Below are 12,272 nucleotides of genomic sequence, written 5' to 3'. Positions count from 1 at the left end.
TTCTTCGGCTGATGGAAAAGGCCGGCGCTGGGGCCGGCCTGATGATTTAACGTGCCACGCTGACGCCATACTCTCCAGCCGCATCCAACAGCCAGCGGTAACAATAGTCGGCGAAGCTGCGGCGCACCACGAGCTCCCAGGCATCCTCGCGCGGGCGGCGCAGCACGACCGAAGCCTTGGCGAACACCACGGTGACGCCCTTGCCCACCGGGAACGCCTGCGGATGTACATCGTAGGTCGTGGACTTCATCAGCACCTCGCGGGCCTGCGGCCCCGAAAGTTCGATGAGGGTCTGCCCGCCGCTGACATTGACGATGCTGAAGTGCGCCTGGCCCAGCGCCTGGCGCAGCCGGCTTTCCAGCGTAAACTCCTCGCCGGCGGGCACGATGACCAGCCACTCGTCGGGAGCCAGCCATTGAACCGAACGCTCGCCGCCATCATCCAGCGCCAGCGTGTTGGGCCGGGCCGGCAAGGCTATGCCCAGCACCTCGCGCACGGCCTCGTCCAGGACGATGGCGCCGCCACGCAGGACAAGGTGACCCAGGAAGGCGTGCTCGCGCAGCGTCACGCCCGCGCCGGCTTCACGAGGCGGGGCTTGTCGATGAAAGGACCACGCCAGCGGCGACTCGGCGCTCGGGTGCCCGGCGGGCCGGGTATCGAATTCTCTGACGTCAGACATTCTGGCGCTCTCCCTTGGGATCGATGAAGACGGGGCTGACGATTTCGGCCTCGTGGACGGTGCCATCGACCATCGGCAAGTAGACGGTATCGCCCATGCGTTCGTGACCGCCCTTGACCACTGCCAGGGCGAAGCCCTGTCCCAGCGAGGGGCTGTAATAGCTGGACGTCACGTGACCCGACATGACCATGGGAATGGCCTGCTTGGGGTCGAAGACGATCTGGGCGCCCTCCTCCAGCACCACCTTGGGGTCCTTGGGCTTCAGGCCGACGAACTGCTTGCGGTCGGTGCGTCGGGTATCGGAGCGCGACAGGGCGCGCTTGCCGATCCACGCGAACGGCTTGTCGTAGCCGATGGCCCACTGCATGCCCAGGTCCTCGGGGGTGACCGAGCCGTCGGTGTCCTGGCCGACGATGATCAGGCCCTTTTCGGCCCGCAGTACGTGCATGGTCTCGGTGCCGTAGGGCGTCAGCTGATACTTTTCGCCGTGCTCGAACAGGGTCTTCCAGACGTGCATGGCGTAATTGGCCTGGACGTTGATCTCGAAGGACAGCTCGCCGGTGAACGAGATGCGGAAGACCCGGGCCGGCACGCCGGCGACCGTGCCCTCGCGCCAGTCCATGAACTTGAACGCCTCGCGGTCGAGATCGATATCGGTGATCTCGGCCAGCAGCTTGCGCGCGTCGGGCCCGGTCACGGTCATGGTCGCCCAGTGGTCGGTCACCGAGTTGAAGTAGACGTCGAGTTCCGGCCACTCCGTCTGGTGCCAGAGCTCCAGCCACTCCAGCACCCCGGCGGCGCCGCCGGTGGTGGTGGTCATCAGGAAGTGGTTCTCGCCCAGGCAACTGGTCGTGCCGTCGTCCATGAGCATGCCGTCGTCCTTGCACATCAGCCCGTAACGGACCCTTCCCGGCGCCAGCTTGGCCCACTTGTTGGTGTAGACGCGACCCAGGAACTCGCGGGCATCCGGCCCCTGGATATCGATCTTGCCCAGGGTCGATGCATCGAGAATGCCGACCCGTTCGCGCACCGCCAGGCACTCGCGGGCCACCGCCTCGTGCATGCTCTCCTTCTTGCCATTGACGGTCCGCGGGAAATACCAGGGGCGCTTCCACTGGCCCACGTCCTCGAACTCGGCGCCCTGCTCGACATGCCACTGATGCAGCGCGGTATAGCGCTCGGGGTCGAACAGTTCGCGGCAGTGGCGGCCGACGATGGCACCGAAGGTCACCGGGGTGTAGTTGGGCCGGAAGACGGTGGTGCCCACCTCGGGAATCGTGCGTCTCAGGCAGCGGGCGACGATCGCCATGCCGTTGATGTTGCCCAGCTTGCCCTGGTCGGTGCCGAAGCCCATCACCGTGTAGCGCTTGACGTGCTCGATGGACTCGAAGCCCTCGCGGGTGGCCACTTCGATCCCCGCCGCGCTGACATCGTTCTGCAGGTCGACGAACTGCTTGGGCGCACGCAGGGTCGGCTTCTCGTGAGGGATCTGATAGAGCGCCACGCTCTCCCCTTCGCGGATTGGCGCCACAAGGGGCGCCTCGAAAGGCTCCGCCGACTGTCCATTGGCCTGGACCGCCTGGCTGCCGGCGTCGATGCCGTCGGCGATCACCGCCGGCAGCGCATAGATGCCCTGGGCGCCACCGGCCGACGTCATGCCCTTCAGCGTCCCCGGCACGAAGCCGAGAATGTCGTCGCGCCACAGCGGGCGGGTGCCGGTGTGCGAGGAGAGATGAATGACCGGGCTGTAGCCGCCGGAGCTGGCAATGGTGTCACAGGCCAGCTCCTCGACACGGCCGGCCAGCGTGAACAGCTGAGCATCGATCTTCGCCACGCGGGCGGCGCTGACGCGATTGGCGCCCTTGGCCTCGATCACCGCACTGTCGGTGATCACGCGGATGCCCAGCGCCCGGGCCCGCTCGACGAGCTCGCCGTCGGGATTGGCGCGGGCATCGACGATGGCCACCACCTCGCGGCCGGCTTCATGCCAGTCCAGCGCGGCCCGGTAGGCGTGGTCGTTGCTGGTCGAGAGCACCAGCCTGTTGCCCGGCACCACGCCATAGCGGCGGATGTAGGTGGATACGGCCCCGGCCACCAGGTTGCCGGGCACGTCGTTGTTGGCATAGACCAGCGGACGCTCATGGGTGCCGGTGGCCAGGACCACCTGGCGGGCACGCACCCGATGCAGGCGCGAACGTACCTGGCGACGCCCGTCGCGGGTCGGCGCGGTATCGCCCAGATGCTCGGTGCGACGCTCGTGCAGGGTCACGAAGTTGTGGTCGTGATAGCCGTTGGCCGTGGTACGCGGCAGCAGCGTCACGTTGTCCATGGCGCCGAGTGCCTCGAGGGTCCGCTCGACCCACTGCACGGCGGGCGCCCCGTCGATCGGCTCGCGGCTGTCCAGCAGCGAACCGCCCATCGCCTCCTGCTCGTCGCAGAGGATGACCCGTGATCCGCTGCGCGCCGCCGTGAGCGCGGCAGCCAGGCCCGCCGGGCCGGCACCGACGACCAGCACGTCGCAATGCCGGTTCATGTGGTCATAGTGGTCCGGGTCGGCTTCGGTGGGGCTGTTGCCCAGGCCGGCGCCCTTGCGGATGTATTTCTCGTAGGTCATCCACAGCGAAGCCGGGGCCATGAAGGTCTTGTAATAGAAGCCGGGCGGCATGAAGGCGCCACTGACCTTGCCCACCATGCCCATCAGGTCGCGCTGGACGTTGGGCCAGCCGTTGGTGCTGCGCGCCGTGAGCCCGTCGTAGAGGGCCTGCTGCGTGGCGCGCACGTTGGGCACCTGGGCCGCCTCGCTGGCCCCCAGCTGTACCACCGCGTTGGGCTCCTCGGCGCCGGCGGCGACGATCCCCCGCGGGCGTGAATACTTGAAGCTGCGATTGACGATATCGACGCCATTGGCGAGCAGGGCTGATGCCAGGGTGTCGCCGGCATGGCCCGAATAGCGCTTGCCATTGAAGGTGAAGTTCAGCGTGCGCGAGCGGTCGACCTGACCGCCTTGCGCCAGGCGGTTGGGCTGTGATGGTGACTGGCTCATCCCTGCGCTCCCTTGACCGATGCCAGGGCGGCATCGCTGGCTCCCACGGTCTGCTGGCCGCCTTCAGCGACCTGCACGTGACCGGCTTTCTCTTCACGCGCCAGGCTCTCGGCGGTGATCGTCGGTTGCTCGCCCATCTTGTACGTCTCGAGAATCTCGTAGCTCGCGGTGTGTCGGGTGATATTGAAGAACTTGCGGCAACCGATCGCGTGCACCCACAGCTCGTGGTGAATGCCGCGCGGGTTGTCGCGGAAGAACAGGTAGTCGCCCCACTCTTCGTCGGAACAGGCCTCGGGCTCCGCCGGGCGGGCGATATGCGCCTGCCCCTTGGGATGGAATTCCTCTTCCTCGCGGTGCTCTTCGCAGTACGGGCAATAGATGTGGAACATGGTAGCTCTCCCTTGAAGCGTCTTTCACAATCCGGCATACGATGAGCTTTCCCGACGACAAGCCTGCGCGAGGGCGCTGTGAACCCCTCCATGGGCGCTACTTTTGCCTTCCATGGCAAAAGACCCTCGCTCCGCCTTGTCCCCGGCGCTCATCTCGAAGGGCGTGTAGACCCGCACGCTCAGTGCGCGACGCCCGCGGCGCCGTGCTCGTCGACGAGAGCGCCCGTATGGAACCGATCGATGGAGAACGGCGCGGCCAGCGGATGCGCCTGGCCCTTGGCCAGCGTCGCCGCAAAGACATGCCCCGAGCCCGGCGTGGCCTTGAAGCCGCCGGTGCCCCAGCCGCAGTTGAAGAACAGCCCCTTGACCGGGGTGGCCGAGAGGATCGGGCAGGCGTCGGGGCAGGTATCGACGATGCCGCCCCACTGGCGGTTCATGCGCACCCGCGAGAAGATCGGGAACATCTCGACGATCGCCTGCAGGGTATGCTCCACCGTCGAGTAGCTGCCACGCTGGCCGTAGCCCAGGTAGCCGTCGATGCCGGCGCCGATGACCAGGTCGCCCTTGTCCGACTGGCTGATGTAGCCATGCACGTGGTTGGACATCACCACCGTGTCGAGAACGGGCTTGAGCGGCTCGGAGACCAGCGCCTGCAGGGGGTGCGACTCCAGCGGCAGCCTGAAGCCGGCCATCCTGGCCAGCACGCCGGAGTTGCCGGCCGCCACGCAGCCCACGGTCTTGGCCCCGATGTCGCCGCGGTTGGTATGCACGCCGACCACCCGACCGTCGAGGATCTTGAATCCGGTGACCTCGGTCTGCTGGAGGATGTCGACGCCACGCGCATCGGCCCCCCGCGCGAACCCCCAGGCCACGGCATCGTGGCGCGCCACGCCGGCACGCGGCTGCCAGGATGCGCCCATGACCGGATAGCGCGCACGCTTCGAGCAGTCGAGTATCGGCACGATCTCCTGCACCTGCTGCGCATCGAGCGCCTCGCTGTCGATGCCGTTCAGGCGGTTGGCATTCACGCGGCGCTGGATGTCGCGCATGTCCTGCAGGGTATGGCCGAGGTTCAAGACACCGCGCTGCGAGAACATCACGTTGTAGTTGAGATCCTGCGACAGCCCCTCCCAGAGCTTCATGGAGTGCTCGTAGAGCGCCGCCGACTCGTCCCACAGATAGTTGGAGCGCACGATGGTGGTGTTGCGCGCGGTGTTGCCGCCGCCCAGCCAGCCCTTCTCGATCACCGCGACATTGGTGATCCCGTGCTCCTTGGCCAGGTAGTAGGCCGTGGCCAGGCCGTGACCGCCGCCGCCGATGATGATCACGTCGTACTCTTTCCTGGGCGTGGGATTGCGCCACTGGCGCTGCCAGTTTTCATGATGGCTGAGCGCGTGCTTGACCAACCCGAAGCCGGAATAGCGTTGCATAGACTTTTCTCCTCGATCGGCCCTTGGACCGCTGACGGTCGGGTTCAGGCCACGGATGTTTCGCTTTCGGCCATCTCGCCGCTATGGGCTTCGCCATAGACCGGATAGCGCGCGCACAGCGAGGCCACCTTGTCGCGCACCTCGGCTTCCACCGCCCCGGTGTTGCCCCCGTCGGCGAGCACATCGAGGATGTCGCAGATCCAGCCCGCCAGCTGTTCGCAATCGGTTTCGACGAAGCCGCGGGTGGTGACCGCCGGCGTGCCGATGCGCAGGCCCGACGTCACGAACGGGCTCTGCGGGTCGTTGGGCACGGCGTTCTTGTTGACGGTGATGTGCGCCCGGCCCAGCGCGGCATCCGCGTCCTTGCCGGTCACGCCCTGCTTGATCAGCGAGACCAGGAACAGGTGGTCGTCGGTGCCACCGGAGACGACGTCGTAGTCATGCTCGACGAAGACCCGGGCCATGGCCCGCGCATTGGCGATGACCTGACGCTGGTAGTTGACGAATTCCTGGCTCATGGCCTCCTTGAAGGCCACGGCCTTGGCGGCGATCACGTGCATCAGCGGGCCGCCCTGCTGGCCCGGGAACACCGCACCGTTGAGCTTCTTGACCATCGCCTCGTCGGCCTGGGCGGACAGGATCAGGCCGCCGCGCGGACCGCGCAGCGTCTTGTGGGTGGTGGTGGTCACCACGTGGGCATGCGGCAGCGGGCTGGGATAGAGCCCCGCGGCGACCAGCCCGGCGACATGCGCCATGTCGACCAGCAAATACGCGCCCACCTCGTCGGCGATGGTGCGGAAACGACGCCAGTCGACCACGCGCGAGTAGGCCGAAAAGCCCGCGATGATCATCTTCGGCCGGTGCTCCCGCGCCAGACGCTCGACTTCGTCGTAGTCGATCTCTCCCGTATCGGGGTTCAGGCCGTACTGCACGGCCTGATAGTGCTTGCCGGAGAAGTTGGGTGCGGCGCCGTGGGTCAGGTGGCCGCCGTGGGCCAGGCTCATGCCCAGCACGGTGTCGCCCGGCTTGATCAGGGCCATGAACACCGCCGCGTTGGCCTGGGCGCCGGAGTGCGGCTGGACGTTGGCGTAGTCGGCACCGAACAGGTCGCAGGCGCGTTCGATGGCCAGCGCCTCGACCTTGTCGACGAACTCGCAGCCGCCGTAGTAACGCCGACCGGGGTAGCCTTCGGCGTACTTGTTGGTCAGTTGAGTGCCCTGCGCTTCCATGACGGCGCGACTGGCGTAGTTCTCGGAAGCGATCAGCTCGATGTGCGCTTCCTGGCGAGACACTTCTTCGGCGATGGCTTGTGCAATCTGCGCATCGAAGTCATTGAGGCTGGATTCGTTCATGCCACTCTCCTGGCGTTGATTGTGGATCCCTAGCTAGCAAGGCTTGAACGAGAATGAGCTCACAAGCCAAGAAAGAAGCCGGTTCATTGTATGGATCTGGATAATTCGGGAGTCAGAACGTCGTGGCCGAATGGTTGCACACCGCGCATCACGAGCCTCGGGACAGGGAGCAAACGGCTCCGGCGCCAGCCCCGGACGGGATATCGATTCATGAGTCATCCAGCCTACTCCGACACGTTGTTCTTATGATCGGGCCGACGCTCGCGCACGATGTCAGCGCTTAGCTGAATTTAAAGCCAAGGAGGGGGTCGGAGGATTGAACAGATGCGACATGTTTCATGACAGATCCCGCCATCGGAGGCGCGAATTTGAAGCGCCCGCTTCAAGCTCGCGCGGATTTCACGAATAGCGGTTCAGGATCAATGGCTTGCCAGGGATGCCTGGGTCATGGAAGCGCGTCGCCATGGATATGCAGAAAATGAGGGTCGACGGCGGGGCTATCCGGTTCTCCCGCGCGCTTGCGTATATCGGAGGGGGACATTCCAAACGTGATGCGAAAATGGCGGGAAAAGTGCGCCGTATCCGCAAAACCGCAGCGTTCGCCGATCTCGGTGACGCTCTTGCCCGTATAGTGCAGCAGCCATAGGCCATAACGCAGGCGCAGCTCCCGCGCGAATTTCTGGGGGCCGATCCCCAGGGTCTCCCGAAAGCGCCGTTCCAGGTGACGCCGCGAGGTGCCGACCCGCTCGGCAAGCAGGTCCATCGGCATGGACTCGCCCAGGTGTTGCTCGAGCAGGGCAATGGCGCGCCTGACCAGTCTATCCTCGATCCTGCCGAACACCACCGGCTGGGGCTGGGCATAGCTGCCCGGGCGGACCTCATCGATCAGCATGATGTGCAGGCTCTTCATGGCCCAGGCCTTGCCCATGTGGCGCTCGATGAGGTAAGCGGCCAGATCCGCCGTGGAGGCGCCGCCCGCGCAGGTGAGGATGTCACCCTCATCGATGAAGAGCCGGTCGGCCACGGGTATCACGGCCGGGAAGCGCGCGGTGAGATCGCGATGATGGTACCAGCTGACGCAACAGCGGCGCCCCTCCATCAGCCCGGCCTGGATCAAGGCGAAGATCCCGGTGCACACCCCCACCAGCGGCACCTTTTCCGCTGCCGCGCGGCGCAGGTACGCCAGGGCCTGCGAGTCGGTCCGGTCCTGCTCGTCCTGCACGCCCCCGATCACCACGATGTAATCGAACTCCCGGGGGGCACGCAGCGGAACGCAGGGCGTGATGGCCGCGCCGCAACTCGACATCGCATCCCCGCCGTTGCTGGTCATGAACGTCCAGTGGCAACGCAGCTGACGGCTACGGTCTCCCTCGTCGGCGGCCAGGCGCAGGCAGTCGACGAACGCGGCGAAAGGCAGCAGCGTGAAGCGGTGCAGCAGGACGAAACCCACTGATAGCGGTTCGCCGCGGGCAGTATCGGGGCGGGAGAGCATCGAACGGAATCGTCCTGAAGCGAATGACGCAGCCCACGATCATGCAAGCTCGGGGTGCATGCCGGATATAGGATTCCATGGCATAACGGCAGGCTGCGGCAGCCTTCGCGCACCTTGGACCTTCGATAACCTTCGCTCAGAGTGTCACGGGTCTCGGCTCGCAGGCAAATGGTGCTAGCGGTGGCCGGGACGCTACGGGCTTTGAGCGTCCCCGAAGGGCGCCGGCGCGATCCGGGCGGCAATGAGATCGAGCATCCGCTCGCGCGGCAAGCGCCTGTGCCAATGCCGTCTTGCCGCAGCCCGCCACGCCCATGACCACCACGTGCGCCTGCAGGCGAAGTAGCGTGCCCGTATCGATATCCTTCACCTCGTCTACGTTTGGCAAATTCCCTACTCCGTCTCGCTCAGGGCGCCTGGGTGGCGTCCCGGGCCGCGCCGTCGCAACGCCGTGATCACCGCGAACAGGACGAGCGCGGTAGAAAGACCGATGAAGACGCCGCTGATCGGCTGAACCAGGAAGGTCATCCAGTCGCCCCGCGACAGCAGCAGCGCCCGTCGGAAGTTCTCTTCCAGCATCGGGCTGAGGATGAAGCCCAGCAGCAGCGGCGCGGGGGGAAAGCGCAGGAGTTTCATGCCGTAGCCCAGGACCCCGAAGGCAATCACGAGGAAGATGTCGAAGGTCGAGTAGTTGATGCTGTAAACGCCGATGCAGATGAGCGCGAGAATGATCGGAAAGAGCACGGCGTAGGGGATCTGCAGCAGCCGTGTCCAGATGCCGACCAGCGGGATATTGAGAATCACGAGGATCGCGTTGCCGATCAGGAAGCTGACGACGAGCCCCCAGAACATCTGGGGCTGTTCCTCGATCAGCCCGGGCCCCGGATTGATGCCGTGGATCATCAGGGCGCCCAGCATCACGGCCATGACCGCATCGCCGGGCACCCCCAGTGTCAGCGTCGGGATGAAGGCGGTCTGTGCCGTGGCGTTGTTGGCGCTCTCCGGGGCGGTCACGCCCTCGATGGCGCCTTTGCCGAAGATTTCCGGTGTCTTGGAAATGCGCTTCTCGAAGGCATAGGCGATGAAGACCGCCATGGACGCGCCGGCGCCTGGCAGAATCCCGCAGATGGCCCCGAATAGCGAGCCCCGGCCCATCGAGGGCCAGGCCCGGCGGAAGTCGCTGCGACTGGGGAGCATGTTGCGAAAGCCGAAGCTCTCGGGCTTTTTATCCCGGGCGACATGGGCGCTTGCCATGACCTCGGATACGCCGAAGATCCCCATCGCCACGGCCACGATGCTCAGCCCATCGGCAATACCGGGAATGCCGAAGGTGAAGCGGAACTGCCCGGAGGTCACGTCCTGCCCGACGATGCCGAGCAACAGGCCGACCGCGACCATCGAGACCGAGCGCAGGAAGCTGTCACCGCCGATGGCCGAGGTCCCGATCAGCGCGAAGAGGATCAGCGAAAAATACTCTGCCGCTCCGAACTCGAGCGCGAAGCGGGCGAGAACCGGTGCAAAGGTCCCCACGAGAACGATGCCGAACATCGAGCCGACCAGCGAAGCGATCGCCGTAATGAAGAGAGCCACCCCCGCCCGGCCCTGCTTGGCCATGGGGTAGCCATCGAGACAGGTGACTGCGGCCGGCGGCGTTCCCGGCAGGTTGAGCAGGATCGAGGCCGTGGATGCGCCGTACTGCCCCCCATAATAGATCCCGGCGAGCATGATGATGGCCTCGGTGGGATCGATATAGAAGGTGATCGGCAGCAGCATGGCGATGGCCGGCAGCGGCCCGACGCCGGGCAGCACACCGACGACCATGCCGAGCGAGACGCCCGCGAAGCAGTAGAAGAGCGCCGACCACGAGAAGGCCACGCCGGCGCCAAGGACGAGATTGGACAGCAGATCGCTCATACGATTCCCCGTATGACGGTAAGCGGCAGGCCCAGACCGACCACGAAGATCAGCCAGGCCAGTAGCGGTGTGACGATGGCAAGGCCGAGGGTGCGTCGGGCCGACAGGGTCGGTGCGGCAAGGCTTGCCACGCAGACGAGACCGACGGCGGCCGGCACGAGGCCCGCCGGACGCAGCAGCAAAGCGAAGACGATCATGGAGGCGGGTACCAGGAGCCGGCTCCGCCAGGCGGCCCTGCTCCGGTCCGCCAGCGTGGCGTCGAGCGGCACGTTCACACGGGATTCCAGCAACAAGATCAGCAGGCCGAGACCGAGCGCGGCGATCCCGATCAGCAGCGGGTAGTAGCCTGGCCCCATCCGCGTGGGGCTGCCGAGCCGCATGCCGAGCGCTTCATGGATGACAAGGGCCCCTATCAGGCACATGCAGCCACCCGCTACCAGTGTTCCGCGATCGAGGCGCTTCAGCGACATCACCACGTGCCCACCTTTTCCCCGGGATTGGATCGAGGGGCCTCGGGGTAATGGATGCCCCTCTGCCCCGAGAGACCCCGGTTATCCACCGGGCTGAACTCGGGCTCAGCAAGCCCCGCGAGCCGGCCCCCGGCGATGAGTTCGAGGTCCTCGCCATAGAGGTGTTCGATCAGCCGCGCTTCGAGCTGCGCCCGGATCTCGGCATGCGCCTCGCTGGCGGCCAGGTCGTATCGCTCCTCGGGGTCCCGCTCCAGGTCGAAGAGCTGCCGCCTGTTGCCGGCCGGGTACCAGATGAGTTTGTATCGCTCGTCCCGAAGCATCCGGGAGGCGCGTACCCCGAGGTGGGACTCGCCGTAGAGATAGGGACGTCGCGCATCCGTGGCCAGGCTTTGTCCTTCGCAGGTTTCGGGCACCGGCAGACCGGCGAGATCGAGCATGGTCGGCATCAGGTCATGCAGCGCCACGAGGCGATCGTCGGTCCCGCCCTTGGTGCCGCAGCGCTGTTCACCGGCGCGATCCACGACCACCAGCGGCACGCGGGCCGAGCCATCATACATGACGCGTTTTCCGTACAGCCCATGGTCGCCCAGCATGTCGCCATGATCCGAGGTGAGGACGATGATGGTGTCGTCCAGCAACCCCTCTTCGCGCAGCGTGCCGATCAACAACCTGAGCTGATGGTCGATATGCGTGCAGAGCGCGTAGAAGGCGCGCCGCGTATCGGCCAGCTGTTCAGCCGGAAGCTGAGCGTAGTAGCCCTGCACCGCACGGACATTGAAGGGGATGGCGTCCCCCTCCGACCAGTCGGCAGTGACAGGCTCCGGAACGTTGCGACGCGCATAGCGATCGACGTAATCCTTGAGCGGGACGATGGGCGGATGCGGGTGGGTGTAGGAAACATGCCAGAACCCCGGGCGGGTCGGATCGCGCCGCTTGATCATCCGCGCCGCGGTTCGCGTGGTCCAGTTGGTGACATGCATCTCCTCGGGCAGGTGCCAGGTCCGCCAGGCATATTCATTGTTGCTCATGCCGTGCGCGAACTGCGCCCCCGGGTAGCCCCGGTCGGCCAGGTACATCTCGTAATCGTCAGGGCCCCCCAGGTGGCCGCGCCCTTCTTCGGCGAGAATGGCATCGTTGAAGCCAATGCGATCGCGCGGCGGGAATACGTGCAGCTTGCCCATGGCGAAGGTCTGGTAGCCGGCCTGCCCGAAACACTCGGCGAGCGTCGGCATGCCCTCGGGCATCGGCCGGTCAGGCTGAAAGTCCCGGTCGCCGTGCCCCCGCGCGGTCATCCCCGTCATGATCGATCGCCGCGAGGGGATGCAGATCGGCGTCTCGGCATAACACTGGGTGAAACGCGTGCCCGCCTGGGCCAGCTGATCGATGGTGGGGGTTTCAATGACCGGATGGCCCGCGCAACCAAGAAGCGAAGCCGGCCACTGATCCACGGTCACGAACAAAACATTGGGCTTCACGAATGAGCCTCCTGATGGTGGGGTGGGGGTG

Annotated in this window: 9 protein-coding genes; all 9 read right to left on the bottom strand. The window is 65.9% G+C overall.

From position 1 onward, the window contains the following. Positions 1-46 precede the first annotated feature (46 nt). Positions 47-679: a sarcosine oxidase subunit gamma gene (locus tag HR9077_RS08560; protein ID WP_136066593.1), complete on the bottom strand. Its 633-nt coding sequence runs from the start codon at positions 677-679 to the stop codon at positions 47-49. Next, complete coding sequence (locus HR9077_RS08555) at positions 672-3,722, bottom strand: sarcosine oxidase subunit alpha family protein (protein WP_136066592.1); 3,051 nt, start codon at positions 3,720-3,722, stop codon at positions 672-674. Before HR9077_RS08555 ends, HR9077_RS08560 begins: the two co-directional genes overlap by 8 nt. Beyond that, entirely contained in the window at positions 3,719-4,111 is a 393-nt protein-coding gene (locus HR9077_RS08550) for a sarcosine oxidase subunit delta (RefSeq protein ID WP_136066591.1), read from the bottom strand. The genes HR9077_RS08555 and HR9077_RS08550 overlap by 4 nt, the downstream gene beginning before the upstream one ends. A gap of 179 nt (positions 4,112-4,290) precedes the next feature. Then, on the bottom strand, positions 4,291-5,541 hold the full coding sequence (locus HR9077_RS08545; RefSeq protein WP_136066590.1) for a sarcosine oxidase subunit beta family protein: 1,251 nt from the start codon (positions 5,539-5,541) through the stop codon (positions 4,291-4,293). Positions 5,542-5,585: 44 nt separating this feature from the next. Continuing rightward, positions 5,586-6,893: a serine hydroxymethyltransferase gene (gene glyA, locus HR9077_RS08540; protein WP_136066589.1), complete on the bottom strand. Its 1,308-nt coding sequence runs from the start codon at positions 6,891-6,893 to the stop codon at positions 5,586-5,588. Between the two features lie 445 nt (positions 6,894-7,338). Continuing rightward, on the bottom strand, positions 7,339-8,385 hold the full coding sequence (locus HR9077_RS08535; RefSeq protein ID WP_136066588.1) for a GlxA family transcriptional regulator: 1,047 nt from the start codon (positions 8,383-8,385) through the stop codon (positions 7,339-7,341). A gap of 390 nt (positions 8,386-8,775) precedes the next feature. Further along, the gene (locus HR9077_RS08530; RefSeq protein WP_136066587.1) at positions 8,776-10,296 is read right to left on the bottom strand and encodes a tripartite tricarboxylate transporter permease; all 1,521 of its coding nucleotides are present in this window, start codon (positions 10,294-10,296) and stop codon (positions 8,776-8,778) included. After that, positions 10,293-10,766 carry a tripartite tricarboxylate transporter TctB family protein gene (locus HR9077_RS08525; RefSeq protein ID WP_244613115.1) on the bottom strand — a complete coding sequence of 158 codons (474 nt, stop codon included), beginning with the start codon at positions 10,764-10,766 and terminating at the stop codon, positions 10,293-10,295. The genes HR9077_RS08530 and HR9077_RS08525 overlap by 4 nt, the downstream gene beginning before the upstream one ends. After that, positions 10,766-12,241: a sulfatase-like hydrolase/transferase gene (locus HR9077_RS08520; RefSeq protein ID WP_136066585.1), complete on the bottom strand. Its 1,476-nt coding sequence runs from the start codon at positions 12,239-12,241 to the stop codon at positions 10,766-10,768. Before HR9077_RS08520 ends, HR9077_RS08525 begins: the two co-directional genes overlap by 1 nt. Positions 12,242-12,272 lie beyond the last annotated feature (31 nt).

It is taken from the genome of Modicisalibacter radicis (assembly GCF_900961225.1).
GTDB lineage: Bacteria > Pseudomonadota > Gammaproteobacteria > Pseudomonadales > Halomonadaceae > Modicisalibacter.
The sequence above is the reverse complement of the archived record's forward strand: the minus strand, read 5'-3'. Positions and strand labels throughout refer to the sequence as shown.